Here is a 12996-nt window from a genome sequence, read left to right on the forward strand (position 1 = left end):
GTTCAACGGTCCACCAGTCGCGGACCTCCCGCGGCAACCGGGCTCCGGCGGGTTCCCTGCCCTGCTGAGGCTGTCGGTCACGCCAGCCGGTGCTGCAGCACCTGGTGCACCAGGTCGAAGACGGGCGTGGGCACCCCGACGGCCGCACCGAGCCTGCGGATGCCACCCACCAGCGGGTCGAGTTCACCGGGGCGCCCTTCGTCCAGGTCTCGATGCATCGACGTGGTGGCCTCGGCAGGCATCCGGTCGGCGAAGGCCATGGTGTGCTCCACCGCCTGGGCCAGGTCGATGCCATGGGCCGTGCCGACGGCTGCCACCTCGGTCATCGCCGCCTGCAGCCCGGCTCGCAGCTCGGTGCGCTGCACGCCCAGTGGCACCCCGGCCAGGGCACCGATCATTCCGGTGGGCACCACGAACATCACCTTCTGCCACAGGTCTTGCCAGATGTCGTCCTGCGGTTCGCTGTGGATGCCCGCGCTCTGGAAGGCCTCCCGGATCCGGATCGAACGTTGCGTGTGCACGTTGTCCCACTCCCCGAAGGTGATGGACCCCGGCCCGCCCATGTGCTCGATCACCCCGGGCGCAGCGATGCGCGCGTAGACACGCACGATCCCGGGCATGACGTGGTGTCGGCCCAGCACGTCGGCCACCCTGGTGGGCGCCTCGATGCCGTTCTGCAGGGTGATGAGCGCGGTGTTGTCGGCCATCAACGCACCAAGGCTGGGCAGCACCTCGTCCAGCTGGGTGGCCTTGACCGCCAGCAGCACCAGATCGACCGGATCGATGGTGGCGGCATCGTCGGTCACCTCGATCGGCATCACGAGGTCCGTCTCCCCCGTGATGCGCAGCCCGTCGCGCTGCAGCGCACGAAGGTGCTCACCCCGCGCGGTGAAGACGACCTCGTGCCCCGCGCGGGCCAACAGCCCTCCGAAGTACCCGCCCAATGCCCCGGTTCCGATGACTGCGATCCTCATGCCCCCCACTCTGCCCTGTTCGCAGGCTTCGTGCGGCGCGGTCCGCGCTTGGGCCACCACAACCCGCTGGCCAGGCCCGCCACAACCCGACGGCCAGAGCCACCACACCCCGACGGCCGAGCCTGTCGAGGCCTTGCCACCCCCTTTTTGTTGTGCTACAATCAGGGGTGCAGACTCGCTCCGACCCGTCGTCGGGGTGTCCCCACCACCAGGCCCCGGTGTGCAGCGTGTGTCCAGGCCCGGTGGGACGGCCCACCGCAGGTAGGCAGACCGGCCAACGGTGGCTGGGTGTGCTGAGCGCCCACGAAAGAGGATCCTGTGCATTTTGAGCCTGGTCAGATCGTCGTCCACCCCCACCACGGTCCCGCCACCGTGACCGGCATCGTCACCCGCGCCGTGCGACGCAACAACCGCAAGTACCTGGAACTCGAGACCCACGACCAACGCCTCCAGATCAGCATCCCGCTGGATGGTGCCGACGAGATCGGCCTTCGCAACCTGCTGTGCGCCAATGACCGGGCAAAGCTGCTCGAGGTGCTGGCCGCCCCCACCACCCACGTCGAGAAGGGCTGGTCGCGCCGCATCAAGGCCCACCAGCAGAAGGTGCGCAGCGGAGACCTGGCACTGATCGCAGAGGTGGTGCGTGACCTCACGCGCCGTCAGCAGGACTCGGGAATCTCCCTGGGTGAGCGTGAACTGCTTCGCGAGGCCATGACTCCACTGGTGGAGGAGCTGTCGATCTGCGTCGATGCCGACGAGGAGACCGTCACCAAGGCCCTCAACGACTGCATCCTCACCGGTGTCATCCCCGCCGTGCAGACCCCCGAGCTGGCGGTGGCCAGCTGACCCGCCTCACATGACCATTTGGATGGCCGTGGTGGCCTCGCCCAGGAAGCGAGACACCACGGCCTTCTCGTACGTCGGGAGCTAGTGGGAATCAGCGTTGGCTGGCCATTCGATGGGACTCCATGAGGCGCTTCTCCTCGGGCCCGACCAAGGCAATCAGCACAAGGGCCGCCACCACGCAGGCCGTCAACACGGCGAAGGTGACACCCCAGCCGTAGTGATGCACCACCCATCCGACACCGGTGGAGGCCATGGTGGCGCCGATCACGTAGCCGAACAGGCCGGTGAAACCCGCGGCGGTGCCGGCGACGTGCTTTGCGGACATGTCCAAGGCTTGCAGGCCGATCAGCATCACGGGGCCGTAGATGAAGGCACCGATGAAGAACAGGTAGACCATCAGCAGCCAGTACGGCGTACCGACCGGGCTCAGCCAGTAGGCCACCAGGAAGGCACCGACGCCCACCAGGAAGGTGATTCCGGTCCAGGTGCGGTTGCCCTTGAAGACCTTGTCGGAGAGCCAGCCGCAGGCCAGGGTGCCAAAGATGCCCGCCAGCTCGAAGAGGCTGAAGCCGGCGATGCCCTTGGCGACCGAGACCTGGTGCACCTCGGACAGGTAGGTGGGGGTCCAGGACAGCACGCCGTAGCGCAGCGCGTAGACGAAGACATTGGCCAGCGCCAGGTAGATCATCGTCGGTCGGAGCAACACGTGCTTCACAATGGTCTGCCAGTAGCCGAGCTGATCGGTTGAGACGTCGGCGGCCTCCACCTTGGCCGGGTCGTCACGGAACTCCTCAATCGGCGCCAGACCGATGGACTCCGGGGTGTCCCGGATCAGGATGAAGGCCGCGGCGGCCACGACGAGCGCCACGACGGCCGGAAGCCAGAAGGCGGCCTGCCATTTGCCCCCGCTGATCGCCAGCCCCCAGGCGGCCAGCGCACCGACGGCCATACCCCCGACATTGTGAGCGCAGTTCCAGATGGCGGTCTTCCAACCACGCTCATTGGTGCTGAACCAGTGCACCAGCACTCGGCCGCAGGGCGGCCAACCCATGCCTTGGAACCAGCCGTTGATGAACATCACGACGGCGAAGACCGTCAGCGACGCGGAGATGGCTGGGATGAAGGCGATGCAGAGGTTTGCGACGGCGGACAGGGCCAGACCGATCGACAGGAAGTAGCGGGCATTGGATCGGTCGGAAATCGTCGCCGAGAAGAACTTGCTGAGTCCGTAGGCAATCAGTGCGGCGTTGGCGATCAGGCCAATGCCCACCTTGTCCATCCGTCCCTCGTCCAGCAGGATCTTCGCGACCAGCGGGATGTTGTTGCGGATCAGGTAGAAGCCGGCGTAGCCGAAGAAGATGCCAATGAAGACCTTCAGACGCCACGACGGATACTGGGCGGTCTGCTCGGTGGCGCTCAGGCGCGGGGCGGGCGGAGGCGCTGCAAGCCAACTGCGACGCGTCCGCTCAGCTGTGTGGGACATGGTGTGCTCCGGGTCGAGGGGGAAGAGGGAGCCCGGCGGGCGACCTCACTGTCAGCCTCATCCTCTGGCGGGCACATGCCGGTGGGGAGCCTCTTTCGGTGACGTCCGGTGACAGCCCTGTTACCGGGGGTCAGCGCAGCACGTCATCTGCAGGCAGGAGCCAGCACTCGTCCAGGTCCAGTTGCAGGCGCACAGTGCGCCCCTCCTCCAGTGGCTTGCCCAGCGGGGATCGCACCGCCACGGTGCCCCGTTCGGTCTCCACCACGTGCAGGAGATGGTCTCCTTGGAAGATCTCCTGCTGCAACAGGCCCACGTCGTCGTAGACCTCGTCGGTACGCCAGGCTCGCGCCGCCGAACGCAGCTGTCTGCTCTCCACGGACAGCGCATGGGGTCGCACCAGCAACCGGGCGCGCTGGGGCCGGTCCAGCAGGGCATCGTGGGCGTCGACCCAGCCACACACCCCCAGCGCTCGCACCCGGGCACGCACTGCACCCTGCCCCCCGCGCAGCTCTTCCACACCCACCTCAAGGAAGTTTGATCGCCCCAGCAATGCCGCCACCTCCGCCGTGACCGGCCGGGCGTGGACCTGCTGCGGGGTTCCCTGCTGCAACACCTTCCCGCGGGAGAGCACCAGCAGCCGGTCCCCACTCCCCAACGCCTCACTCTGGTCATGGGTGACATGCACCATGGCGGTCCCGGTCCGTTGGCGGACCCGGCGCAACTGGCGGGTGAAGTCCAACCGCATGCGGTCTTCCAGGGCGGCCATCGGCTCGTCCAGAAGCAGTACCCGGGGACGGCTGACCAACGCTCGGGCCAGACTCACGCGGCGGCGTTGTCCTCCAGACAGCTGGTGCGGCAGGCGGCGTTCCAAGCCGGCCAATCCCAGGCGCAACATCGTCACCTGGACCCTTTCGTCGTGACGCGAGGTTTCGGGCCCACGCAGGCCGAGGCCGAAACCGATGTTCTCCGCCACGTCCAGGTCACCGAACAGGTCTGCGTCCTGGAAGACCATGGCAACCCCGCGCTGGTGTGGGGGCCTCCGGGTGACATCCTGACCATCCAGAAGAATTTGCCCGGCGTGCAGCTCGTCAAGGCCAGCCAAGGCGCGCAGCAGCGTGCTCTTGCCACTGCCCGATGGTCCGACGACGCAGAGCGACTGGCCCGCGAACACATCGACGTCCACCCCCTCGATGATCGTGCGCTCCCCGATGCGACGGGTGAGACCGCGTGCCTGCAGGACCCTCGACAGCTGTGCTTGCTCCATCACTCTTCCTCGACCCCCAATACCGGGGCGCACACCGCCATGACCAGGACACCGACGGCGGCGAGCCACACCGCCATCGCACAGGCCACCCCGACGCGACCGGCGTCAACCTCTGTCAGGGCTCGCACGCTGAGCAGTCCGACGTGGGAATTGGTCAGGAAGATCACCGAACCTACCGCCCCCAAGGTCCGCAACAGGCTGGTGCACAGGGCGCGACCCAGTTCCGGCGCCAACAGCGGCCACCAGTGGACCTGCAACCTGCTCCACGCGCCGGCCCCATGAAGCATGGCGGCGTCCCGCGCTACCCGAGGGTCCAGGTCAATCCGGGTCAGAAGGGCGGCAACCACTGACGGCACGCTGCGAAGCACATGCACCACCACCACGCCCACGGCGCTCACCCACCCGAAGGTGCCGCCCGACCACCCACGTCCCTGGCCGGAGTGCACCAACAGCATCACCGAGAGCCCTACCAGCACACCTGGCAGGGCACCGAGCAGCCAGATGATCGTGCGCACCATGCGAGCCAGGCCTCCCCGGGTCTGGGCGGCCAGCGCGACGATCATGGCCGCGGCTCCTGTGAGGGGCAGGGCGAGAACGGCCAGCAGCAGGCTGTATCCAAAGGCCTCACCGTGCGCCCCGGACATCGCCTGGCGCAAGTGGACGATGCTGGGCTGCCAATCCACTCCGACGTTGGCCGTCACACTGCCAACCAGCACCGCCCCCAGGAGCATCACCTGCAGCAGGCCCACACCCCCTGCCAACAGCACCAGCACCCACTCACCCGCTGAAGGTTCGTGTCGGTGCGAGGGCGTGGCCGAACGCAGCAACCGGAAGCGACCCCGGCCCCCCAAGGGTCGGGCGGCCAAGTGCAGCACCAGCGCCGGGACGGCGAGCAGTAGGGCCAACATCGCGGCTCCCGCCAGGTCATACTCCGCTGCCACGGCCAGATGCACGCGGGAAGCCAGCACCGGAAAGCCGCCACCCAGCACCGTCGGGTTTGCAAGGTCCGTGATGGCTTCCACGAAGACGACCAGAGCGGTCGCAGCAGCCGCCGGAAGCAACCTCGGCCAGGCCACCCGCCGCCTGGCCCGCCCCCTGTCCAGCCCCAGCAGCCGAGCCTGGTCCATCAGCTGCGCGTCGACAGAGCGCTCCGCGGCCAGCATCGCCAGGTATGCGAAGGGCAGTACCTGCAGGGATCCTGCCAGCACCAGTCCGGGAAGGCCATAGACGTCGAGCCCGGCGGGCACGACACGGCGCAGCAATCCATTGTTGCCCAGCAGGACCACCAGCCCCAAAGCCATGGTCCAGGCGGGGGTGACCAACGGCAGCAGCACGGCCACGTGCAGCACTCGTCGGCCGGGGAAGGACAGGTTCTGCACACCGGCCAGCAAGCCCGCAAATGCGGTCACGAGCGTGGCTTGACCCACCCCCAGCACCACGGTGTTGCCCAGCACGGGAGCCTGCCAGGCCAAGGTCGACAGCATCGCTCGTCGTCCCTCCAGCCCGGTTGCCCAGCGCAGGCTGGGTAGCAGGACCAGCGCCAGGCAGCAGGACACCAACACCAACGCCGCCAGGCGCACTGCATCAGAGGTCCGCACCGTCATGGCCGCACGCGCCGCACGAACTCGGCCACCAACCCTGCTCTCCGGTGGGCTGCCTCCTCGCCGACCGCCTCTAGCTCTCGTGTCCCAACGGGCAGCTCGAGCCGAGGGTCCGTGCGGGCACCGGGCAGCGTGGGCAGCTGTCTGGAAGAAGTCTCGGCACCTGCTTCCTGAGCCGTGGATCCGACGGCATGATCGACGTAGCGGCGTGCCAGGTCAGGTTTGCGGGCTGAGGCGATGACCGCGACGGCACCGGTCTCGGTTCCGGTCAGCCCTCGCGGGTAACCGACCATGAGGTCCTTGAGCCCTTGGTCGTGGGCCTTGACACAGTGCTGGGTGAAGGTGACGGCAACGGCAGCCTCGCCCCTGCCCGCGATGCCGCTCGGCGCCATCCCCGAGCTGGTGAACTGCAGCACATTGGGGCGCAACCGCTCAAACCACTGCATCGCCTGCTCCTGGTCTCCCGCACGCTGGACCATCGTCCACAGCATCGCGTAACCGGTACCAGAGGTGCGCGGGTCGGGCAGTGTCACCTGTCCGCGCAACCGGGGATCGAGCAGGTCCCCCCACTCGTCGGGCGGAGCGACGCCGAGCCGACGCAGCACTCGTTGGTTGGAGCAAAAGCCCAGCATCCCCCGGTAGACGCCGGTCCAACTGTCGTCGACCGCCCGGTAACGGGACGGGATGCCGGCAGAGGCAGGGCTGCGGTAGGGCACCAGCAGCCCACGGGACCGCGCCACCTCGTATAGATCGGACGTGCCACCGTGCCACACGTCGAACTCTCCGTCTGCCCGCTGCACCGCAGCCAAGGCCTGACCGGAGCTCATCCGCACCATGTCCACACCCACCCCAGTGGCCTCGGTGAAGCCACGGGCCCATTGCTGACAGATGTCTTCGATGGAGCTGCACACCACGCCCAACCTGGGACCACGACCGGGAACGCCCACCACCAGTACCCCCACCAGCAGTAGGGCGAGCCAGACCGAAAGTGCACGACGAATCCAGGCCCGGCGCAGCTCGGCCGTCATCATGGCAGCGGGGCCTGCGGCTCGTCGAGCCGGACCATCAGGTAACCGGTACCGCGTACCGCCGTGATCCACTCCCGTTCCACGCCCAGATGCTGGCGCAGTCTGTAGACGGTGGTCTTGATCATGTCCCGGCCACCATGCTGCTCACCGGTCGCCCACACCTCGTTGAGCAGCTCGGCCCAGGTCACCACCTGCCCAGCACGCCGGGCCAGGGCCACCAGAAGGCGCAGTTCCACGTCGCTGAGCTGCACACGCCGTTGTTCCAAACGCACCTCACGACGCGCCGGATCGATGCGCAGCGGACCGTTGACCACCACCTCTCCCGCCGACGGCGCCCGATCCCGGGTGCGTCGAACGATGGCCTGGGCCCGCAGTGCCAGCTCCCGTGGAGAGAAGGGCTTGGTGACGTAGTCATCGGCACCAGCGAGCAGTCCGGCGATGCGGTCCTGTTCGGTGGTGCGTGCCGTGAGCATCATGACAGGTACGTCGCTGGTGACGCGCACCCTCTCGCACAATTGCACTCCCGAGGCCCCGGGCAGGGTCACGTCGAGCACCAGCAGGTCGAAGTGCTCAGCGCGCAACCGGGACCACGCCTGTTCGGCGCTGCGGGCGCTGACAACCTCGAAACCCTGGGTCTCCAGCGCAAAGCCGACGATTCCCAACATCTGGGTCTCGTCGTCCACCACCAGAGCGCGCGGTGCCGTCTCGTTCATCACGATCCTCCCGCTCGGTGCTCGTCGACTGCGTACAGCGGCAACGCCAGCAGAATCGCCGTCCCCTGCCCCGGGACACTATCCACCAGGATGCGCCCGCCGTGCCGGTTCACGATCTGCCGGGTGATCATCATTCCCAACCCCGTGCCCGGCCGTCGGGACTGGCCCACCGCATAGGGCTCGAAGAGCCGGCCCCGCTCTTCCTCGCCCATGCCTTGGCCCTCGTCGCTGACCTGCAGTATTGCCTCGTCCTCACTCGCCGACACCTCCACGGTGACCCTGCCGGGCTCGCCGGCGTGACGCACGGCATTGTTCACCAGATTCCACAGCGCTTGGCGCAACAGGTCCGGATCCGCCCAGAGCTGGATGGGCGGGCCCTGGTCCACCAGCACGAGCGGGGTGGCCGTGATCCGCCGAACCTCCCGGACCGTCGCCCGTACCAACGAGCGCAGTTCCACCTGCTCCGGGCGCAGCTCGAAGATCTCCGCCTCGATCTGCGCCTCCACAAGCAGGTCCTCGGCCATCGCCACCACCTGGCGTGAGTTCGATGCGATGGTGTTGACAAATTCCAGCTGGCGTTCATTGAGCGGCCCCGGACTCTGCTCGGCGAGCAGCTCCGCGGCACCGCTGATCAGCGCGAGCGGGGTTCGCACCTCATGACCGAAGACATTGGGTCTCTCCACGCGTTGCTCGACGAGTTCGGCAAGCCGGGCCTGGGAACGGGCCATCCGGGCCAGCGCCCTTCGCTCCCGCAACCACAGCAGAACGAACACGACATTGGTGGCCAGTAGCACCGACGTGATCGTCACCAACCCGTACCCCATCGAGCCATCCTCGCACGAGGCTGCTGGCACCCGGGAAGTGCTCAGAGTCAAGGATGGACTCTCACCTCTACCCTTGGTGGCCAGCTGACCCGCGTCACATGACCATTTGGATGGCCGTGGTGGCCTCGCCCAGGAAGCGAGCCACCACGGCCTTCTCGTCCTCGGAGAGTTTCGTGTCGGCCGCCTGCAACGCCGTGAACATCGGCGTCAACAGCCGTCCGGCCTCCTGTCGCCCCACCTCGGTCAGGCTGAGCACCGTTCGGCGACGATCGGTGGGGTGAGGTTCACGTTCCACGTGACCGCGAGCCACCAGTCGGTCGATGATGCCGGTCGCCGCTGCCGCCGTCACGCCCAGATGCCGGGCCAGCTCGGCGGGCCCCAGCCGGTGCCGCGAGAGACTGCGCAGGGCGTGCAGCTCGCTCTCACTGAGCTGGGCGCGTCGCGCCAGGGCAGGCTGCGCAGCCATGGCGGCATCGACGAGGGAGTCCAGGGCCAACAGCGCAGCCGAGGGTTGCCACTGCGGCACCGCGCCGCGCGCCAGCTCCGAGCGCTCCGCCGGCGAACGGTCCTCGTCCGGCCGGCCAGGGGCTGGCCCTGTCATCGCACCCTCGCCCATCTTGTTACCCTTCTTGGTGGTTCACGAATCTAACGATCTTTCGAGGCGGTACCGCATGGGCAGCACGCCTGCATCATCTCAACATTCTCCCGGATCGGCGCAGCACAGCCGGAGCCGTCGACTTGGCTGGCCGTTGCTCGCCTTGGCCCTGCTGCTGGCTGCCGTCGCCACGATGGTCGCCCTGGGCGAGGCCACGCGGGACCGTTCCGCGCTGGACTCGCTCCCCGCGGGGAGCCAGTCTGCGGCCGTGGCCGAGGCGCGGAAGCAGCTGCCCGACCAGGACACCAGCCAGGCGATCGTGTTGTTCACCAGCCAGGAGAAGCTGACGCCACAGGCCATGGGCATCGTCTCGCGCAAGGCCGCCGAACTCACCGGCCTCCCCAAGCCGCCCATCATCCCCAGCCAGGACGGCACCGCGGTGATCGTGCCGGTGACCGTGCAGGGAGTGGGCGCCACCGACTACGACGAGCAGGTCACCAGCCTGCGCGAGAAGTCCCGCACCGGTCTGCCCGAAGGGGTCAGCGCCCAGGTCACCGGGCCCGCCGCGGTGCAGACAGACCTGGGCGCCGTCTTCGACGGTGCCAACTTCAAGTTGCTGGGCACCACGGCGCTGGTGGTGGCCATCCTGCTGGTGTTCACCTATCGCTCCCCGGTGCTGTGGTTGATCCCGCTGTTGGTGGTGGGCGTCGCGGATCGCTTGGCGGCCGTCCTGGCCACCCACGTGTTGGCCGCCCTGGGCATGGCCTGGGATGAGTCGACCACCGGGATCCTCTCCGTGCTGGTCTTCGGGGCCGGCACCGACTATGCGCTGCTGCTGATCTCTCGCTACCGTGACGAACTGCGGCGCCACGAGGACCGGCACGACGCGATCCGGGTGGCGGCTCGTCGCACCGTCGAACCGGTCATCGCCAGCGCCTCCACCGTCTTCGTGGGCCTGCTGACCCTGGTGCTCTCCCTGGTCCCGGCCACGCGCGGCCTGGGGCTGGCGTGTGCCGTCGGCGTGCTGGTGGCCGCCTTCTTCGTCCTCGTGGTGCTGCCCGGGGCCCTGGTGGCCTTCGGCCGGTGGATCTTCTGGCCCCGCACGCCCGTGGTGGGCGAGGCCTCGATCGCCGACGGCGACTCGGTGTGGGCCAAGGTGGGCCGCTTCGTCGAGGGGCAGCCCGGCCGGGTGGCCCTGGGATCCACGGTCTTGCTGGCACTGGCGGCCATCGGCATGGGATCGATCCAGACCGGACTGGCACCCTCCGACCAGTTCATGGACAAGCCCGAGTCCATCGTCGCCGCCGACAAGTTGGCCGAGTCCTTCCCCGCCGGGGCGGCCAATCCGACGATCATCACCACCACCCCGCAGCAGGTCGAGGCCGTGACCGCACGGATCAAGGGCATCGACGGGATCAGCCAGGTCCGTCCCGCCGGCGTGGGCGAATCGGTGGCAGAGCTGCAGGTGGTCACCGATGCCTCCCCGGGCAGCGCCGAGTCCGATGACCAGGTGCGCGCGATCCGCGAGGCACTGCACGGACTGCCCGAGACCGCCGTCGGCGGCACCGAGGCGCAGCGCCTTGACCAGGCCGACGCGAATGCCCGAGACCGCATGGTGATCTTCCCGGTGGTGCTGGGCCTGGTCTTCCTGGCCCTGGTGCTCTTGCTGCGCTCGCTGGTGGCCCCGGTGATCCTGGTGGCCACGGTGCTGCTCACCTATGTCTCGGCGCTCGGTCTGGCCTGGTGGGCCTTCACCGGCCTGCTGGGCTTCGAACGGATGGACGGCACGGTGCCGCTCTACGCCTTCGTCTTCCTGGTGGCCCTGGGCGTCGACTACAACATCTTCCTGATCACCCGGGCCAGCGAGGAGTCGCGCGAACACGGAGCACATCGCGGCATGCTGCGGGCCCTGACCGCCACCGGTGGCGTGATCACCAGCGCCGGCATCCTGCTGGCCTCGGTCTTCGCGGTGCTCGGCGTGCTGCCACTGGTGGTGCTGGCCCAGGTGGGCGTGGTGATCTTCATCGGCGTGCTGCTGGACACCCTGGTGGTGCGCACCGTCCTGGTGCCTTCCCTGGGACTGCTGCTGGGTGATCGTTTCTGGTGGCCGCGACGGGTCGGTCTCGATTCGTCCGGGACGCCCGTCGTGCGCCCGCGGCGTGCCATCGTGCAGGATTGACGCATGCCTGCACGTTTCATCGAGAGCCACCCCTGCCAGGACGGATGCGGCATCATCAAGACCAAGGACCGCGTCGAGGGTGCCCCCGTCTATCGCTGCCCTGGTTGCGATTCCCGCTGGATCGAACTCAACGAACGCTCCACCGAGGAGCAGCCCGACAAGAGAAGGCTCGGCCTTCCCAAGCTGCGCTGATCCGGCGCCGCCCTGACGACGAACTGCCCGCTGTCAGGGCACCGACATAGAGTGGGACACATGATCGAGACCGGCCGCCTGGACCCCGCGGAGGGCCCCGACGACAAGCCTCGCCTGCCTGCCCCGGGGTTGCTCAAGGCACGGGGGGTTCCCGAGTCGATGATCGACGATGTCTCCCGTCCTCCGGCCGTGCAGCACAACCGGACGGTGGTGGCGCTGGCGCTGGCAGCCCTCACCCTGTTCGGCGTCAGCACCTCGCTGCTGGGCCTGGGGGTGCTGAGGATGACACGCCCGTGCCGGATGGGCTGCGCCCCCGACTCCACCGAGAGCATCGCCCGCTGGGTGCTGCTGGTCGCACCCGCGGCAGTCAGCGTGCTGGCTGCCTTGGCCACCCTGAGGCGCGCCCACTGGCGTCGGCCGCGCCCCTGGCTGCCCGCCGTGCTCGGCTGCCTGGCTGGTGTGCTGTGCGTCTATGTCGGATCGGTGCTGCTGGGGGTGGCCTGAGCCATGCCGTCCCCCTTCGTGAAGCAGCAGCCGGGAGCACCCCATGGCCTGTTCCGCTGGGAGGCGCTGGGCCTGGAGTGGCTGGGCCGTGCCACCGCCGATGGCGGGGCCCGAGTGGTGCCGGTGATCGACGTCGACGAGGAGAAGATCGTCGAGCCGCGCCTGGCGCAGTGTGCCCCCACCCGTGATGCCGCGGAGACCTTCGGTCGGCAACTGGCAGCGACCCACCTCAGCGGAGCCGCAGGATTCGGGGCAGCACCTGACGGATGGCGTGGTGACGGATTCATCGGTGCTGCCGTCCTGCCGATGCCGCAGCAGCCCCTGCAGCGGTGGGGCGAGTTCTACGCCCACCACCGAGTGATGCCCTTCGCGCGGCAGGCCCACGCCTCGGGGTCGTTGGATGATGCCTCGCTGCGACTGGTGGAGGCCGTCTGTGAGCGCCTGGAGTCGGGCGAGTTCGACGACGGGCGCCCAGCTGCCCGGATCCACGGCGACCTGTGGGCCGGAAACGTGATGTTCACCCCACAGGGAGTGGTCCTGGTGGATCCCGCGGCGCATGGCGGGCACGCCGAGACCGACCTGGCGATGCTGCACCTGTTCGGCGCGCCGCTGCTGGAACGGATCCAGTCAGCCTGGGTGGAGGCCTTCGATCCCGAGCCGGGATGGCGGGAGCGCATCGGTCTGCACCAACTGCATCCGCTGCTGGTACATGCGGTGCTCTTCGGTGGTGGCTACGGCCGTCGGGCGGGCCAGATCGCTGCTGACTACGCCTGACGGCTGCTCCACGTGAAAC

The 12996-nt window shown here is 68.4% G+C and carries 13 protein-coding genes; 5 read left to right on the forward strand and 8 right to left on the reverse strand.

All coding sequences use genetic code 11. The features are described from left to right. Positions 1-77 precede the first annotated feature (77 nt). The gene (locus ACOAMO_RS03930; RefSeq protein ID WP_420176288.1) at positions 78-974 is read right to left on the reverse strand and encodes a 2-dehydropantoate 2-reductase; all 897 of its coding nucleotides are present in this window, start codon (positions 972-974) and stop codon (positions 78-80) included. 318 nt (positions 975-1292) lie between these two features. Here ACOAMO_RS03930 and ACOAMO_RS03935 point away from each other — a divergent pair, with 318 nt between their 5' ends. After that, positions 1293-1820, forward strand: coding sequence for a CarD family transcriptional regulator (locus ACOAMO_RS03935; protein WP_420176289.1), 528 nt, complete (start codon positions 1293-1295; stop codon positions 1818-1820). Between the two features lie 91 nt (positions 1821-1911). Here ACOAMO_RS03935 and ACOAMO_RS03940 read toward each other — a convergent pair whose 3' ends face one another. From ACOAMO_RS03940 to ACOAMO_RS03970, 7 genes are all read right to left on the reverse strand, one after another. Continuing rightward, on the reverse strand, positions 1912-3303 hold the full coding sequence (locus ACOAMO_RS03940) for an MFS transporter (RefSeq protein WP_420176290.1): 1392 nt from the start codon (positions 3301-3303) through the stop codon (positions 1912-1914). Positions 3304-3433: 130 nt separating this feature from the next. Then, entirely contained in the window at positions 3434-4567 is a 1134-nt protein-coding gene (locus tag ACOAMO_RS03945) for an ABC transporter ATP-binding protein (protein WP_420176291.1), read from the reverse strand. Beyond that, positions 4567-6171, reverse strand: coding sequence for an ABC transporter permease (locus tag ACOAMO_RS03950; RefSeq protein ID WP_420176292.1), 1605 nt, complete (start codon positions 6169-6171; stop codon positions 4567-4569). The genes ACOAMO_RS03945 and ACOAMO_RS03950 overlap by 1 nt, the downstream gene beginning before the upstream one ends. Then, positions 6168-7199 (reverse strand): extracellular solute-binding protein, encoded by a 1032-nt coding sequence (locus ACOAMO_RS03955; RefSeq protein ID WP_420176293.1) that lies wholly within the window; start codon positions 7197-7199, stop codon positions 6168-6170. Before ACOAMO_RS03955 ends, ACOAMO_RS03950 begins: the two co-directional genes overlap by 4 nt. Further along, positions 7196-7909, reverse strand: coding sequence for a response regulator transcription factor (locus ACOAMO_RS03960; RefSeq protein WP_420176294.1), 714 nt, complete (start codon positions 7907-7909; stop codon positions 7196-7198). The genes ACOAMO_RS03955 and ACOAMO_RS03960 overlap by 4 nt, the downstream gene beginning before the upstream one ends. Beyond that, positions 7909-8733, reverse strand: a complete 825-nt coding sequence (locus ACOAMO_RS03965) for a sensor histidine kinase (protein WP_420176295.1) — start codon at positions 8731-8733, stop codon at positions 7909-7911. Before ACOAMO_RS03965 ends, ACOAMO_RS03960 begins: the two co-directional genes overlap by 1 nt. Before the next feature lie 94 nt (positions 8734-8827). Continuing rightward, a complete protein-coding gene (locus ACOAMO_RS03970) occupies positions 8828-9334 on the reverse strand; it encodes a MarR family transcriptional regulator (RefSeq protein ID WP_420176296.1) in 507 nt (168 codons plus the stop codon). 148 nt (positions 9335-9482) lie between these two features. Between ACOAMO_RS03970 and ACOAMO_RS03975 the strand changes: the two genes are divergently transcribed. From ACOAMO_RS03975 to ACOAMO_RS03990, 4 genes are read left to right on the forward strand one after another with little or no spacing between them, the layout of a single operon-like run. Then, positions 9483-11507 carry an MMPL family transporter gene (locus tag ACOAMO_RS03975; RefSeq protein WP_420176297.1) on the forward strand — a complete coding sequence of 675 codons (2025 nt, stop codon included), beginning with the start codon at positions 9483-9485 and terminating at the stop codon, positions 11505-11507. A 3-nt stretch (positions 11508-11510) separates the two neighbouring features. After that, the gene (locus tag ACOAMO_RS03980; RefSeq protein ID WP_420176298.1) at positions 11511-11699 is read left to right on the forward strand and encodes a hypothetical protein; all 189 of its coding nucleotides are present in this window, start codon (positions 11511-11513) and stop codon (positions 11697-11699) included. A 60-nt stretch (positions 11700-11759) separates the two neighbouring features. Beyond that, positions 11760-12203 (forward strand): hypothetical protein, encoded by a 444-nt coding sequence (locus ACOAMO_RS03985; RefSeq protein ID WP_420176299.1) that lies wholly within the window; start codon positions 11760-11762, stop codon positions 12201-12203. A gap of 3 nt (positions 12204-12206) precedes the next feature. Further along, on the forward strand, positions 12207-12977 hold the full coding sequence (locus ACOAMO_RS03990) for a fructosamine kinase family protein (RefSeq protein ID WP_420176300.1): 771 nt from the start codon (positions 12207-12209) through the stop codon (positions 12975-12977). Positions 12978-12996: the final 19 nt, after the last annotated feature.

The organism is Luteococcus struthionis (genome assembly GCF_048595755.1).
In the GTDB taxonomy this organism is placed as follows: Bacteria; Actinomycetota; Actinomycetes; order Propionibacteriales; family Propionibacteriaceae; genus Luteococcus.

Excerpts from the sequence above, each read along its gene's own strand:
- ACOAMO_RS03985 (WP_420176299.1), top strand. The coding sequence starts at position 11,760 with ATGATCGAGACCGGCCGCCTGGACCCCGCGGAGGGCCCCGACGACAAG.
- ACOAMO_RS03990 (WP_420176300.1), top strand. The coding sequence starts at position 12,207 with ATGCCGTCCCCCTTCGTGAAGCAGCAGCCGGGAGCACCCCATGGCCTG.
- ACOAMO_RS03980 (WP_420176298.1), top strand. The coding sequence starts at position 11,511 with ATGCCTGCACGTTTCATCGAGAGCCACCCCTGCCAGGACGGATGCGGC.
- ACOAMO_RS03960 (WP_420176294.1), bottom strand. The coding sequence starts at position 7,909 with ATGAACGAGACGGCACCGCGCGCTCTGGTGGTGGACGACGAGACCCAG.
- ACOAMO_RS03940 (WP_420176290.1), bottom strand. The coding sequence starts at position 3,303 with ATGTCCCACACAGCTGAGCGGACGCGTCGCAGTTGGCTTGCAGCGCCT.
- ACOAMO_RS03950 (WP_420176292.1), bottom strand. The coding sequence starts at position 6,171 with ATGACGGTGCGGACCTCTGATGCAGTGCGCCTGGCGGCGTTGGTGTTG.
- ACOAMO_RS03930 (WP_420176288.1), bottom strand. The coding sequence starts at position 974 with ATGAGGATCGCAGTCATCGGAACCGGGGCATTGGGCGGGTACTTCGGA.
- ACOAMO_RS03955 (WP_420176293.1), bottom strand. The coding sequence starts at position 7,199 with ATGATGACGGCCGAGCTGCGCCGGGCCTGGATTCGTCGTGCACTTTCG.
- ACOAMO_RS03970 (WP_420176296.1), bottom strand. The coding sequence starts at position 9,334 with ATGACAGGGCCAGCCCCTGGCCGGCCGGACGAGGACCGTTCGCCGGCG.
- ACOAMO_RS03965 (WP_420176295.1), bottom strand. The coding sequence starts at position 8,733 with ATGGGGTACGGGTTGGTGACGATCACGTCGGTGCTACTGGCCACCAAT.
- ACOAMO_RS03945 (WP_420176291.1), bottom strand. The coding sequence starts at position 4,567 with ATGGAGCAAGCACAGCTGTCGAGGGTCCTGCAGGCACGCGGTCTCACC.